Below are 13,091 nucleotides of genomic sequence, written 5' to 3'. Positions count from 1 at the left end.
ATGGGGCTTTTTTTCTGACATCAAATGTTCTAACTTTGCCGGGCCCGTCATAGATATAAATAGGGGTATTTTTTGCCTGCTTTCGCGGTACAACCTTCGGCCTACGAATTTTCACAGTTTCCTAGATTCTTTATTGCCGGAGGCTCCGGAGGGCTGCCGGTCTTCGTCCAGAATGGCGTCCAGCCGCTGCACCTCCTCGGAGAGGGCCTGCAGGGAAACTTCGATTTTGCCCAGTTTATCGCCGACGGTTTGCAGCACATATTTGATCAGGATGAAGCAAAGCGTGACCGGAAAACCTACATTGGCAACCAACGACACAATATCCGCGACCTGCATAATTGTTACCTCCTTGGATTTTTTGGGCCCTTCACAATATGGGGAAAAAAAGTTTGCCTAGGTACAACCAAAATATAGAAAAAATGTTATAATCATAATTACCTATATAAATTTGGTTGTGAAAACCCCCTTGAAAATTCCCTATACATAGAAGATGAAAATGAATGGGGGAGGTAGTTTTGAAGGAACAACATACCGTGTACGAGCAATACCGGAAAGAAGTTTATCGGATCGCATGGAGGGTTCAATACAGAGCGAGAGTCGTCAGAAAACGGGAATGTTCATTCAATGGAGTCGAGCCGGCCGTAACCTGCTTCACCTCATCTTCTGATAATAAAATCGTTGTGAGACAGCTGATCAACGCGCTTCCTTCCACGACGGGGAAAACGATCATCTCCAAGATTTACTTGCAGGACAAAACGGAGGGGGAAGTCGCCCGCGAGTTGAATATGAGTCAGCAAGGGGTGAACAAATGGAAACGAAAGATGATCAAAGAGTTGTCCCGGATGATGATGAGTTCCTGAATTTGCTTCAAAAGGCCAGGGAAAACGATCCCGAATCGACGTTAAAGTTAATCGAGCTGTTTAAGGGCGACATTGTGCATATAAGCAAGTTTATCCATATGTCCGAAGAGGACGCCGTTTCCGACATCATTCTCGAGTTTCTGGAGATGATCAAGAGGCAGGAAGAAGAGAAATGACGCACAAAACGAACAAAAGTCGGTCAGGAAACCAATTCCTGATCGACTTTTTTTTGAAACCGGTTGTGAACGGGGCGCCTGGATTTCCCTTATAGATGAGTACGGCAAAAGGCTTTATCGGATAAAAGCATTGGGAGGAGGAAGCGTTAAACGGATAGAGTTTTTGATTCGCGGAAAAGCTCCTGGAATGCTCGCCGCGCGTAGTCTTGTTCCGCCAGTTTGTCTTGCACCTCCGTTTTCCAAACGGCGCTGTCGGCGGTTAAGGCCGCAAACCCATCCATGCCGTACCAGGTCAGCAGACCCTCGCGCGTCACGCGGTACGCCACCGAACCTTCGTTGAAAATCACCGCCTCCAGGTTATCGATATAAGCGAAAGCCGCCGTTGCGCTGTATAGATAAGCCCGATCGCGATCGATTTCCGCCATCGGTGCCGAGGCATCCAGATTCACCTGCACCGTGAATACGTCCGGATCCAAGGCAAAGGAACGAATCGGCCCGAGCGGGAGGGAACGGAACAGCCCCGTCACTTTGGAGGCATTGCCCATGTAACGCGTTGCGTAATGGGAAGTACGGGCGATGTCATGGGTTAGGGGGCTATTTTGCGCTGAGTTGTACCGGTCCTCGCGATGATCCTGGAGTGGCAGGGCCACGCCCTCCACCATGCCAAAACAGACCAGACCGGCGAGAACCAAGGCGAGAATTCCGATATTCCAACGTCGGCTGCGTTGCCGGGTCCTCATTCCTGTTCACCCGCCTCGTGTTTCGAAATCAACGTGGCGCTCGTCTGGAAAGCCAACGGAATCAAGATCGTGAGAAACGGCTTGGCGTATTGGATACCGAGTACGGCAAACTGATACGGACCGCCGATTTTCACTTGATGGCCAAACCAGATATTGCTGCCGAACCGGAGGGCCGTGATCGCCAGCACGGTGACGAGGATGAACAGGCCCCACAACAGCCACACGATCCGGCTTCGACGCCGGGCAACATGGAAATTCCGCGGTTCCGTAGCCTCAAGCGCATCGCCACGCCAAACGAAGTTCAGCGCCAGATAGAGGATTCCAAGGATCAGGACAAGGGTTAGGAACAAGAAACTTAGCGGCGTGCGTTCGATCATGCGCAAAGGAATGGTGAAAATCCACAGGATGAGCGAAAAAAACAGCATTCTTTGCAGGAGCTCGAGACGATAGCGGTTCACATAGATTAACGGATGCTCGTCAATTAGCCCGTCGATGCGGGTCAAGCTGGCCGTGGCAGCCTGGACGGCATGTTCGTAATCCATTCCGCCGGCCATGAAATCGGCGGCTTTGGCTTCCAGGTTGCTGACGATTTCCTCCTTCAGCTCACGGATACGCACGGTTGCCGGGTAGCCGGCAAATAAACGGTCCACATGTTTTTGCAGCGGATTCACGATGGGGATCCCTCCTGTTTCTCGATCAGCACATCTATGATCTCGCGGGAGATTTTCCATGCCGACAAATTGGCTTTGTAAACCTCGGCTCCCGCAAGGGTGACATGGTAATATTTACGCCGCCCGCCCAAGCTGCGATCTTCCCCCCAATAGGACTCGATCAACTGCTGGGACTCCAATCGCTTTAAGCTGGTGTAGAGCGACGGCTCCTTCAATTCGTAACGCCCCTGGCTGATGACGGAAATGGACTTCATGATTTCATACCCGTAGTTATCTCCCTCCAGCAGCACCCGGAGAATAATGGTATCGATATGGCCGCGGATCAAATCCCGGCTGATGGCGCTGTCGTTCATGCGTTCACCTCTTTAAAAACAATGTAAAACATATTACTATGTGTGTCAAGGTAGTTGGAGGTAGAGGGGTTTATGATCACGAAACACTTCCGTCGTTTTGTGGTTGCGGCCCCCCCAGGAACTTGTTGTAAGATAGATAGACTGGAAAAAAGGAGGGGAAATGAAATGGATCGAGGCTACCAACCTGCTTCCGTGCATGCCATCCAGCCCGGCGAACGGATGACGTTCGGCTTGTACCCGCAGTCAGCCGACGGGGAAGTACGGCCTATCGTATGGCGGGTTCTCCAAAACATGGGCAGCGAGCTGTTTCTGTTGAGTGAGGAGATCTTGGAATGCAAGCGATATCACGGGAAGAACGCAGATATTTCGTGGCGTGATGCGGTGGATACCACATGGCGCGACTGCGATTTGCGGCAGTGGTTAAACGAGGAGTTCTACGCGACGGCCTTTGGGGCCGATGAGCAAAAAATGATCATGACTACTCATTGTGGGGATAACGGCGAGGGCAGTCCGGATACGGAGGACAAGGTGTTTTTGCTTAGCGTGACGGAGATCAAGGCGTTAACCGCCGTCCTCGGCAAAGCGTGGTTGACCGCCGTGGGAACGGACTATGCGAAATTGAAGAAGCCCGACGGCTGCAGCCTCTACGTATACGATAAGAATGAGAAGGACAATTATGTCCTGCGGAACGGCAAGGAAGAGGGCTGTTCCTGGTGGTGGCTGCGCACGCAGGGCAACAAGCCTTCGCGCGCCCATTTCATCGGTACGGGGAGCAGCATCCGCAGCTATGCCAATGTCAGTCTGGCGCGTGACGGCGTGCGGCCTGCGATCAGGTTGATGTTAGGATGAGGAACATCGGAAATATGAGCTATGAGCTGAAATCGTTCTATTGCAGCATGGTCCCAGTGTGCTCATCCTACATCCTACCGTTCCTAACGGAACGTAGAGCCCTTATTTGGCGGGAAATCATGGGTCCGAAATTCTAACGGAACCAGAAGGCGTTATTTGACTCAAATGTGCCAGAGTGGGCTTGGTTTACGTCAAATAAAGTCCCTACGTTCCGTTAGAACGGGAAATTGTGCGGGAAATGGACATTAGCGTCATCTGGTTCCGTTAGAGCGCGCAGAGTAGAATTAACGCCTAGCCCGGAGTGCCGGAGCCGAGGGGAGTAAGGTCTTTTACGCGAGCCAAACCCTATGGGGCTAGATAAACACGGTCTAATTGGACGCTAGGGGCGTAATGGATCCGTGATAATCGGACACCGGGGAGCAACGTACACGCGACAAGCGGACTTTACCCAAGGGCGAAGCGTAACACGCGATCCCCGGCCTCCGAAGGATAGACGTGATTTGCCCGGCCCCCGAAGGCGTCATATACACTGATTCACGGGTCCCAATGAGGTAGCATATACGCGATCACTGTCCCCCAAAGGCGTAATATACACGCGACCACCGGCCCCCAGAGGGAAACTCTTACGTGCCCCTCGGTCCAATGGACGACATATACACGTAATTTCCGGCTTCCAATGGGCAGCTAATGCGCGCAACCGGACTCAAAGGGATAATGGTGAAAAAGGGGGCGAAACGGCACCGTTGGCCCTATTTTTGTAAGCGCTTCAAAAAACTCTTGTATTCCAAAATATCCCTTGTTATAATCGCATTGAAAAGCTTTTCAAAACCGAGGATACCGACGATGAACAAAAACAAAACCAAACCGACGATTCGCGACGTTGCCCAAAGAGCGGGCGTCTCCATCAGCACGGTCTCGCGCGTGATGAACGCGCCGGCGACGGTGGTGGAGAGCAAGCGGCAGCGAGTGCTGGCAGCGATCGAGGAGCTGAATTATCAGCCGAATGCGTTCGCCCGCGGATTGATTTACAAGAAGTCTTTTACCCTGGGGCTGTTGATTCCCGATATTGAAAACATGTATTACGCAGGAATGATCCGGGGAATGCAGGATGCCTGCATCAAGCTGGGCTACAGCCTGATGATCTGCAACACGGACCGCGATAAGGAGCGGCTGCTGTCGTACATCGCCACGTTTCATGAGAAGCAGGTGGACGGCATCGTGTTCGCCAGCGACAAAATGTTTCCGGAGTATTACGAGAAGCTCGTGGCCTGCCGCATTCCGTTCGTGATGGTCTCGTCACATTCGGACGAATACGAGATTCCTTGCGTCGAGGTCGACGACGAGGCGGCAGCTTATGACGCCGCCGCTTATCTGATCGAGCTGGGGCACCGCCAAATCGGCATGATTGGCTTCAATCACGACAACTCGATCTCCGGACCACCGCGTTACGCGGGGTTTGTCCGGGCCATGACGGAATACGGGCTGACCTCCAATATCGCTAACGTGAAGTTTGCCAGCCATTATTTTGAGCATGCCTATCAGGCCGCGCACGAGCTGTTTACCGAGCATCCCGATTTGACCGCCGTGTTCTGCGTTGCGGACGAATTCGCCATGGGCACGATTTCGTATCTCCGGGACCGGCATATTCTGGTGCCGGGGCAGGTGTCCGTCATCGGCTTCGACAACCACCGCATGGCCGGCATGTATATTCCAAAGCTGACTACGATATCCCAACCCATCTATGATCTAGGCCACCGTGCGGCGGAGAAGCTGCATGAGCTGTTGACGACTGGCAGCGTGGCGGTGCCCAGAGAAGTCCTCCAACATAAACTCATCGTCCGCGAATCGTCACGGGAAAGAGCAACTACGATTTAACGGCCCAACAACCTCCATGTTTCCGACACGAACGAACTGTACCAGCACGAACGTACCCTACCAACGCATGCGCACAGTATCAGCACGAACCAACCCCACATCACCAACGTGAATGAACTTCCCAAAAGCCACCCATCAACAAGAACTTACTAAACCACTCCAAACCATGTAAACCATGCAAACCCGATGAATTGCCAACCTGCGGAAGTTCACTGGCGTGATACTTATTGGTGTGAAAGTAGTCGCTAAAACCGCTGACCCGAAAAATCTGAAAAGCTTTTCAAAAAATCGGAACATCCGAATAGGGCGGGTCATACACTTATACCAAAATGGATTGAAAACGGATACATAGGCGTTCGTCCGCCTTTGAAAAGCATTGCAAGGAGGTGATTTGCCGGACAACGTTCCATTGTCAGCCAGACCTTCAGATGGTTTTTTTCTAATAAATATCGAAGGGGATGAAAGGTCAATGAAAAAAAGATCAAAATGGGCTTCTTTACTGCTCGTTAGCGGCTTATCGTTCACGCTTCTCCTCAGCGGCTGCGGCGGCGGAAACAATGCGGCGAATAACGAACCGGCGGCCCCGGCCAACACCGGAACCACGGAGCAGAATACGAACGAAGGCGCGGCTACGAATGACGCCGCAGCCACCGGCTCGCCGCTGGAACTGGCGTTAAAGGGCGAATACAAAGGCACTAAGGTGACGATGTTCGGCCCGTTCGTGGACGCCGACCAAGTGAAGTTCGAAACGAGCATCAAGGATTTCGAGGAGAAAACGGGGATCGACATCCAATATGAAGGATCCAAGGAGTTTGAGGCGACGATCAACGTTCGCGTGGACGGCGGGAACGCGCCCGACATCGCAGACTTCCCGCAGCCGGGCTTGTTGGCCGCCGTAGCCAAAACCGGCAAGGTGGTTGATCTTACCAACATTCTCGATCAGGAGAAACTGAAGGCCAACTACAACCAAAGCTGGCTGGACATGGCGACGATGGACGGCAAGGACGGAAAAATCATGGCCGGCATATGGAACCGCAGCAACGTGAAGAGCTTGGTGTGGTATCCGAAGAAACAGTTTGAGGAAGCGGGCTACACCGTTCCGCAAACCTGGGATGAGCTGATGGCGCTGACGGAGCAAATCGCCAAAGACGGCGATACCGCTTGGGCCATCGGCATCGAAAGCGGTGCAGCAACGGGCTGGCCGGCCACAGACTGGGTGGAGGACATCATGCTTCGCACGACCTCGCCGGAAAACTACGATAAATGGGTCAAAGGCGAGCTGCCGTTCACTTCCCCGGAAGTCAAGCATGCCGTGGAAGTGATGTCGGAAATCTGGATGAACCCGGATTATGTGTACGGCGGAACGAAATCGATCGTCACCACGGCTTTTGGCGATTCGCCGGCACCGATGTTCGACAATCCGCCGAAGGTTTGGCTTCACCGCCAAGGTAACTTTATTACGAGCTTTTTCCCGGAAACGGCAAAAGTCGATGAAGATTACGACTGGTTCTACCTGCCGCCCATCGACGAGCAATACGGCAAGCCGGTGCTGGTGGCCGGCGATATCTATGCGATGTTTAACGACCGTCCTGAAGTTCGAGCCGTCTTGGAATTTTTTACGACCGGGGAATCGATCAAGACGTGGGTGCAATCGGGCGGCGTGATCGCGCCGATGAACGACGCTTCGCTGGATTGGTACACCTCCGAAGCCGATCGCCGCATGGCTCAGCTCGTGCAGGAGGCTTCCACGCTGCGGTTCGACGGCTCCGACCTGATGCCGGGCAAAGTAGGCGCCGGTACCTTCTGGAAGGGCATGACCGACTACGTGAGCGGCACGGCCACGCTGGACGAAGCGCTGGCGCAAATTCAGGAAGGCTGGAAGAACTAAGCCTATCTAGGACGCTGCGATCCTAAGTCAAAATAAGCACCGCTGGAGGGGCGCGCGAGCCGTGACGTGGGTTCCGGCAGAACGCCCCTTCTTTTTTGGAATCCACCGGCGATTCGTCAGCCGGCCAGTTTCGCGATCTATGCTTTATGCTTCCGGAAGTAACGCTCACAATAGTATCCCGAGCAGGTTCGGCGGAGGGTGCTGCCGTTTATTTTCATCGGCCCGGCGGTTCTTCTGCTGGGATGGCTGCTGGTGTTGCCCGCCGTCCGGACGTTGTACTTAAGCTTCTTTAACGCTTCGTCGGAGAAATTCGTCGGTCTCGCCAACTATGCGGCGATCTTCACCGACAAGCTGATGGGGACGGCGCTGCGCAACAACCTGCTTTGGGTGTTCCTCGGCACGCTGGCTTGCGTAGGGTTCGGGCTGCTGATCGCGATCCTCGCCGACCGCAGCAGCTACGAGAAGATCGCCAAGTCGATCATCTTCATGCCGATGGCGATCTCGTTCGTCGCGGCGGGGGTCATCTGGAAGTTCGTATACTATTACCAACCCGGCGACGAGCAGATCGGTTTGCTAAACGCCATCGTCACCGCCTTAGGCGGGGAAGCGCAGGCCTGGACCAGCATGCTGCAGCCCTGGAATAATCTGTTTCTCATCCTGATCCTGATCTGGATGCAAACCGGGTTTGCCATGGTGATCTTCTCCGCGGCGATCAAAGGCGTCCCGGACGACATCCTAGAAGCGGCGCGCGTGGACGGGGCCGGAGAGATCAAAATTTTCTTCCGCATCATCATCCCGTTTATCTCTGCGACCATTCTGACGGTGACGACCACCATCATCGTGTTTACGCTGAAAATCTTCGACGTCGTCATGGTCATGACGGGCGGGCAATACGGGACTGAAGTGGTGGCCACGCAGTTCTATCGGCAGTTTTTCATGTACCGCAACTTCGGGTACGGCTCCACGCTGGCGATCGTCCTGCTGATTGCCGTCATGCCGGTCATCTTCTTTAATTTGCGGCAGATTCGCAAGCAGGGGGGATTTTAATGGCGGGTACGAATCAGGGACGTACGGCAGGAACCAAACGAAAACGCGGCAAAACGATCGTGAATCTCGTTCTGGGCGTCATCTGCTTATTATGGCTTATCCCGACGTTAGGACTGTTGATCTCCTCGTTCCGGCCGGCGTCGGATATTTTGCAAACCGGCTGGTGGAACGTGTTCCCCCATCGGGAATGGACGAATGCGGAGACGATTCAGCTCTCTAAGGACATCGATTTGCGCGAGCCGATTGAAGTGGACGGGCAAACCTACAGCGACGACGAGCTAAAAGCCGGGGTGCTAAGCGACGACCAGCGGCTGATTTGGGAGAACCGCCGGGCCCGCACGCTGAACGTGCAGGAGCAAGGCTGGGAGTTCAAGCCGGCGCTGACGCTGGAGAATTACAAGAACGTGCTGTCCGGCAAGGAATATAAGCTGAAACTGGCCGACGGCAACGAATCGATTCAGAAAGGGACCGGGTTGTCCCAGGCGTTCTGGAACACGCTGACGATCGCCGTGCCGGCGACGGTCATCCCGGTGCTGATCGCTTCGTTCGCCGCTTACGCGTTCGCTTGGCTGCGGTTCCCCGGACGCAAAACGCTGTTCGTGGTCATCATCGCCATGCTGGTCATTCCGCTGCAGGTCGCGCTCATCCCGGTGCTCAAGGATTACACCGCGCTGGGCCTCAACGGCAGCTACCTGGGGATCTGGCTGGCGCATACCGCCTTCGGCTTGCCGCTCGTGACATACTTTATGTATAACTTCATCAGCCAGTTGCCGAAGGATTTGTTCGAGTCGGCCTTCATCGACGGGGCGAGCCATTTCACGATCTTTTCCCGGTTGATCCTGCCGTTGTCCGTGCCGGCGCTCGCTTCGATCGGTATCTTCCAGTTCCTGTGGGTATGGAACGATTACCTGGTATCGCTGATCTTCATCGGCAACCAGCCGAGCGTGCAGGTGATGTCGATGAAAATCGCCGACCTCGTCGGTTCGAGAGGTAACGACTGGCATCTGCTCACGTCCGCGGCGTTTATTTCCATGCTGATGCCGCTTGCGATCTTCTTCCTGCTGCAAAAATACTTTGTCAGAGGGCTGATGGGAGGCTCGGTGAAAGGATGAACAAACGGTCTGAAGGACATCCGGCGGCACTGCAATCGCCAAGGGAATGGAGCCTGGTCGAGGATGCTTACGACGAGAAGGACAATCAGCGCAAGGAAAGTTTGTTTGCCTTGGGGAACGGGTACATCGGGATGCGCGGCTATTTTGAGGAAGGGTACCACGGGAAGGAAGGCGCCTCAGTGCGGGGCAATTACGTGAACGGGTTCTATGACACGGCACCGATCCATTATCCCGAAGGGGCGTACGGGTATCCGGCCGAAGGCCAGGCGATGCTGAACGTGACCGACGCCGGGATCCTCAAGCTGTCCGTCGAAGGCGAAACCTTTCATCTGAACCGGGGGCATGTGAAGTTCTACAAAAGAGTGCTGCATATGCAAAGCGGCGTGCTGCATCGGCTGGTCGAATGGGAATCCCCGGCCGGCCACCGCGTGCTGATCCATATCCGCCGCCTGGTGTCGCTGACCCATCGGCATCTGGCGGCGATCCACTACGAGGTGACGGCGCTGAACTTCGCCGGCACCGTGTCCCTTTGCTCGGCGATGGACGGGGACATCGCCGAAGCGGAGGGGCCGCCGGACCGGGGCGGGGATCCGCGCCTGGGGACGCGCCGCACGGAGCCCAGCCTCCTGTTCGAGGAGGCGGGGAGCGACGGGCGCGGCGGTGGCTGGCTCAAGCAGCGCACGCGGCATAGCCGCTTCGCGCTGCTGACGGCGATGAGCCACCGGCTGGCGCTGCCGCCGTCCGCTTCGTATAGCCTGTCGGAGAAGCACGACAGGCAGCGGATGTCGGTGCAGTACGACGTGGCGCTGCGCCGGGGCGATACCGTCTCGCTGAGCAAATTCATCAGCCACCATACGTCCCGGGAGACCCGGGAGGAGGAGCTGCTGATGCAAAGCAAAGGCGCGCTGCGCTTGGCCGAAAGCCGCGGCTTCGACGGGCTGGCCGAGGAGCAGCACGCTTATCTGGACGCGTTCTGGAGCCGCGCCGACGTGGAGATCAAAGGCGATCCCGCGCTCCAGCAGGGGCTGCGGTTTAACGCGTTTGGCCTGCTGCAATCGGCCGGACGCGACGGGCGGACCAGCATGGCCGCCAAGGGACTCACCGGCGAAGGGTACGAAGGGCATTATTTCTGGGATACCGAAATGTATGTGCTGCCCTTCTTTACCTTCACGACGCCGGAGATCGGCCGGGCCTTGCTGGAGTTCCGCTACCGCACGCTGGAGCAGGCGCGGGAGCGGGCGAAGGGGATGGCGCAGCGGGGCGCGCTGTATCCGTGGCGGACGATCGGCGGGGAGGAGAACTCCGCCTTTTTCCCGGCGGGCACCGCGCAGGCGCATATTAACGCCGACATCGCTTACGGCATCCGCCAGTACGTCCAGGCGACGGGGGACGAGGCGTTTCTCGCGCAGCAAGGCGCCGAGATCCTGTTCGAGACGTCGCGGTTTTGGGTCGACCTCGGCCATTACGATCCGGCCCGGGACGGCGCTTTTTGCATCGACGGCGTGACCGGGCCGGACGAATACACGGCACTGGTGAACAACAACGCCTATACGAACCTCATGGCCCGCGAACACCTCCGGTATGCCTGCGAGACGGCGGGGCTGATGCGCGAGCGTTACCCTTCAGAATACGCCTTGCTTGAGCAGAAGATTGGTCTCACGGAAGAGGAAATCCTTGGCTGGGAGCAGGCGGCGGACAAGATGTACGTCCCGTATGACGAGGAATTGGGAATCTATGCGCAGGACGATACGTTCTTGTCCAAGCGAAAATGGGATTTCGCCGGCACGCCGCCGGAAAACTATCCGCTGCTGCTTCACTACCATCCGCTCGTCATCTACCGTCATCAGGTGCTGAAGCAGGCCGATCTGGTGTTGGCGCTTTTTTTGCTGGGCGAGCAGTTTTCGCGGGAAGAGAAAATCCGCAACTACCGGTATTACGAACCGCTGACGACGCATGATTCGTCGCTGTCGCCGTGCATCCACAGCATCATCGCCGCCGAGATTGGCGAGCTGGAGGCCGCTTACGACTATTTTGGCCGGACGGTGCGTATGGATCTGGACGACGTCAACGGCAATGCCAAGGACGGACTGCATACCGCGGCGATGGCGGGCTCGTGGATGGCGGTCGTGAACGGGTTTGGCGGGATGCGGCTTGACCGTGGCGGCAGGTTGGGCTTCCGACCGGTGCTGCCTCCGCAATGGGAGAGCTGCCGGTTTAAGGTGATGCACCGGGGACAGCGGCTCGAGGTGTTCTTTGACCGGGAGCAGGTCACCTATACGCTGCAGGAGGGGGAAGGCTTGGACATCCTGCACGATGGCGAGCGGCTTGAGATTCGTCCCGGGGTACCCGTCCGGCGCGAATTATCAGCGGATCGCGAACCGGCTGGCGGCCACTTGGGCAACTAAGGTGCGCGTCCCTTTTGCGGGGGCCTGTCCGGCGGGCGTATAATGGGGGCGTAGGACCATTTTGCACGCGACAGGAGGAAGAACGGATGAATTACAGAACGCTTGGCCGAACCGGGCTGCGGATTTCCGAGATCGGCTACGGGGCCTGGGGGATCGGTAAATCCGGATGGATCGGGGCCAGCGACGACGAGTCGCTGCAGGCGCTGCGCCGCTCCATTGAGCTGGGCCTTAATTTTATCGATACCGCGCTCGGGTACGGGGACGGCCACAGCGAGAAGCTGGTGGGACAGGTCGTCCGCGAGCAGGCGGCGAAAGGCAAGGACATTTACGTGGCCACCAAAATTCCGCCGAAAAACGGCCAATGGCCGGCACACGCCGGCGTGTCCGCCGACGAAACGTTTACCGCGGAGCACGTGATCGCTTGCACCGAACGGAGCCTCAGCCATCTCGGCTTGGAGACGATCGACGTGCAGCAGTTCCACGTCTGGTCTGACGAGTGGGTGGGCCAGGGCTCCTGGCTGGAAGGCATACAGAAGCTGAAGGAGCAGGGGAAAATCCGCCATTTCGGCGTCTCCATCAACGACCATCAGCCGGAAAATGCGATCAAATTGATTGAGACCGGGGTCGTGGATACGGTTCAAGTCATCTATAATATTTTCGATCAAAGTCCGGAAGACCACCTGCTGCCGGCCTGCGAGAAGCACAATGTCGGCGTGATCGTCCGCGTCGCATTGGACGAAGGCGGCTTAACCGGCAAAGTGACGTCAGGTACGACGTTCGATGAAGGCGACTTTCGCAACCATTATTTCCGCGGCGACCGGAAGCAGGAAGTGTTCGACCGGGTACAGAAGATCGCCGCTGACCTGGGCGTCTCGCTGGAGGAGATGCCGGAAATCGCGCTGCGTTACGTGCTGAGCCACCCCGCGGTATCGACGGTTATCCCGGGGATGCGGACGGTCCGCAACGTCGAGCGCAACATGCCGGTCGGCGATGGCCGTGGCCTAAGCGTTGAACAAGTTGCCAAGCTGAAATCCCATCGCTGGATCCGCAATTTCTATCAATAAAGCACTTGGCGTGTGGAACGCCGTGAACAAAAGCGGCCCCTTTGCATAAAA

Annotated in this window: 13 protein-coding genes; 9 read left to right on the top strand and 4 right to left on the bottom strand. The window is 56.2% G+C overall.

Going from position 1 to position 13,091, the window contains the following annotated elements:
* Window positions 1–111: 111 nt before the first annotated feature.
* Window positions 112–336: a hypothetical protein gene (locus MJ257_RS20050; RefSeq protein WP_240270921.1), complete on the bottom strand. Its 225-nt coding sequence runs from the start codon at window positions 334–336 to the stop codon at window positions 112–114.
* A gap of 179 nt (window positions 337–515) precedes the next feature.
* Between MJ257_RS20050 and MJ257_RS20045 the strand changes: the two genes are divergently transcribed.
* Together MJ257_RS20045 and MJ257_RS20040 are read left to right on the top strand one after the other, a co-directional pair.
* On the top strand, window positions 516–860 hold the full coding sequence (locus MJ257_RS20045) for a DUF1492 domain-containing protein (RefSeq protein ID WP_178024568.1): 345 nt from the start codon (window positions 516–518) through the stop codon (window positions 858–860).
* Window positions 809–1,036, top strand: coding sequence for a hypothetical protein (locus tag MJ257_RS20040; protein WP_240270920.1), 228 nt, complete (start codon window positions 809–811; stop codon window positions 1,034–1,036). The genes MJ257_RS20045 and MJ257_RS20040 overlap by 52 nt, the downstream gene beginning before the upstream one ends.
* A gap of 146 nt (window positions 1,037–1,182) precedes the next feature.
* On the opposite strand, the gene MJ257_RS20035 is transcribed toward MJ257_RS20040, so the two are convergent.
* Genes MJ257_RS20035 through MJ257_RS20025 form a run of 3 tightly spaced genes read right to left on the bottom strand, consistent with a single transcriptional unit; the run spans window position 1,183 to window position 2,800 of the window.
* Window positions 1,183–1,776: a DUF4825 domain-containing protein gene (locus MJ257_RS20035; protein ID WP_240270919.1), complete on the bottom strand. Its 594-nt coding sequence runs from the start codon at window positions 1,774–1,776 to the stop codon at window positions 1,183–1,185.
* Window positions 1,773–2,447, bottom strand: a complete 675-nt coding sequence (locus MJ257_RS20030) for a permease prefix domain 1-containing protein (RefSeq protein ID WP_240270918.1) — start codon at window positions 2,445–2,447, stop codon at window positions 1,773–1,775. Before MJ257_RS20030 ends, MJ257_RS20035 begins: the two co-directional genes overlap by 4 nt.
* Window positions 2,444–2,800, bottom strand: a complete 357-nt coding sequence (locus MJ257_RS20025) for a PadR family transcriptional regulator (RefSeq protein ID WP_240270917.1) — start codon at window positions 2,798–2,800, stop codon at window positions 2,444–2,446. The genes MJ257_RS20030 and MJ257_RS20025 overlap by 4 nt, the downstream gene beginning before the upstream one ends.
* Window positions 2,801–2,965: 165 nt before the next feature.
* Between MJ257_RS20025 and MJ257_RS20020 the strand changes: the two genes are divergently transcribed.
* The 7 genes from MJ257_RS20020 (at window position 2,966) to MJ257_RS19990 (ending at window position 13,040) form a co-directional block, all read left to right on the top strand.
* Window positions 2,966–3,649, top strand: coding sequence for a DUF6273 domain-containing protein (locus MJ257_RS20020; RefSeq protein WP_240270916.1), 684 nt, complete (start codon window positions 2,966–2,968; stop codon window positions 3,647–3,649).
* A gap of 843 nt (window positions 3,650–4,492) precedes the next feature.
* On the top strand, window positions 4,493–5,524 hold the full coding sequence (locus tag MJ257_RS20015) for a LacI family DNA-binding transcriptional regulator (protein WP_240270915.1): 1,032 nt from the start codon (window positions 4,493–4,495) through the stop codon (window positions 5,522–5,524).
* A 469-nt stretch (window positions 5,525–5,993) separates the two neighbouring features.
* Window positions 5,994–7,412, top strand: a complete 1,419-nt coding sequence (locus MJ257_RS20010; RefSeq protein ID WP_240270914.1) for an ABC transporter substrate-binding protein — start codon at window positions 5,994–5,996, stop codon at window positions 7,410–7,412.
* A gap of 198 nt (window positions 7,413–7,610) precedes the next feature.
* Entirely contained in the window at window positions 7,611–8,459 is an 849-nt protein-coding gene (locus tag MJ257_RS20005; RefSeq protein ID WP_240270913.1) for a carbohydrate ABC transporter permease, read from the top strand.
* On the top strand, window positions 8,459–9,571 hold the full coding sequence (locus MJ257_RS20000) for a carbohydrate ABC transporter permease (protein ID WP_240270912.1): 1,113 nt from the start codon (window positions 8,459–8,461) through the stop codon (window positions 9,569–9,571). Before MJ257_RS20005 ends, MJ257_RS20000 begins: the two co-directional genes overlap by 1 nt.
* On the top strand, window positions 9,568–11,976 hold the full coding sequence (locus tag MJ257_RS19995; RefSeq protein ID WP_240270911.1) for a glycoside hydrolase family 65 protein: 2,409 nt from the start codon (window positions 9,568–9,570) through the stop codon (window positions 11,974–11,976). Before MJ257_RS20000 ends, MJ257_RS19995 begins: the two co-directional genes overlap by 4 nt.
* Window positions 11,977–12,062: 86 nt before the next feature.
* Entirely contained in the window at window positions 12,063–13,040 is a 978-nt protein-coding gene (locus MJ257_RS19990; protein WP_240270910.1) for an aldo/keto reductase, read from the top strand.
* Window positions 13,041–13,091: the final 51 nt, after the last annotated feature.

Source organism: Paenibacillus timonensis (genome assembly GCF_022427145.1).
Classification (GTDB): Bacteria; Bacillota; Bacilli; order Paenibacillales; family Paenibacillaceae; genus Fontibacillus; species Fontibacillus timonensis.
Note: the sequence above shows the minus strand (reverse complement) of the source record. Positions and strands in the feature narration are given on the sequence as shown.

Excerpts from the sequence above, each read along its gene's own strand:
- MJ257_RS20020 (WP_240270916.1), top strand. The coding sequence starts at position 2,966 with ATGGATCGAGGCTACCAACCTGCTTCCGTGCATGCCATCCAGCCCGGC.
- MJ257_RS20025 (WP_240270917.1), bottom strand. The coding sequence starts at position 2,800 with ATGAACGACAGCGCCATCAGCCGGGATTTGATCCGCGGCCATATCGAT.
- MJ257_RS19995 (WP_240270911.1), top strand. The coding sequence starts at position 9,568 with ATGAACAAACGGTCTGAAGGACATCCGGCGGCACTGCAATCGCCAAGG.
- MJ257_RS20050 (WP_240270921.1), bottom strand. The coding sequence starts at position 336 with ATGCAGGTCGCGGATATTGTGTCGTTGGTTGCCAATGTAGGTTTTCCG.
- MJ257_RS20040 (WP_240270920.1), top strand. The coding sequence starts at position 809 with ATGGAAACGAAAGATGATCAAAGAGTTGTCCCGGATGATGATGAGTTC.
- MJ257_RS20000 (WP_240270912.1), top strand. The coding sequence starts at position 8,459 with ATGGCGGGTACGAATCAGGGACGTACGGCAGGAACCAAACGAAAACGC.
- MJ257_RS19990 (WP_240270910.1), top strand. The coding sequence starts at position 12,063 with ATGAATTACAGAACGCTTGGCCGAACCGGGCTGCGGATTTCCGAGATC.
- MJ257_RS20010 (WP_240270914.1), top strand. The coding sequence starts at position 5,994 with ATGAAAAAAAGATCAAAATGGGCTTCTTTACTGCTCGTTAGCGGCTTA.
- MJ257_RS20015 (WP_240270915.1), top strand. The coding sequence starts at position 4,493 with ATGAACAAAAACAAAACCAAACCGACGATTCGCGACGTTGCCCAAAGA.
- MJ257_RS20035 (WP_240270919.1), bottom strand. The coding sequence starts at position 1,776 with ATGAGGACCCGGCAACGCAGCCGACGTTGGAATATCGGAATTCTCGCC.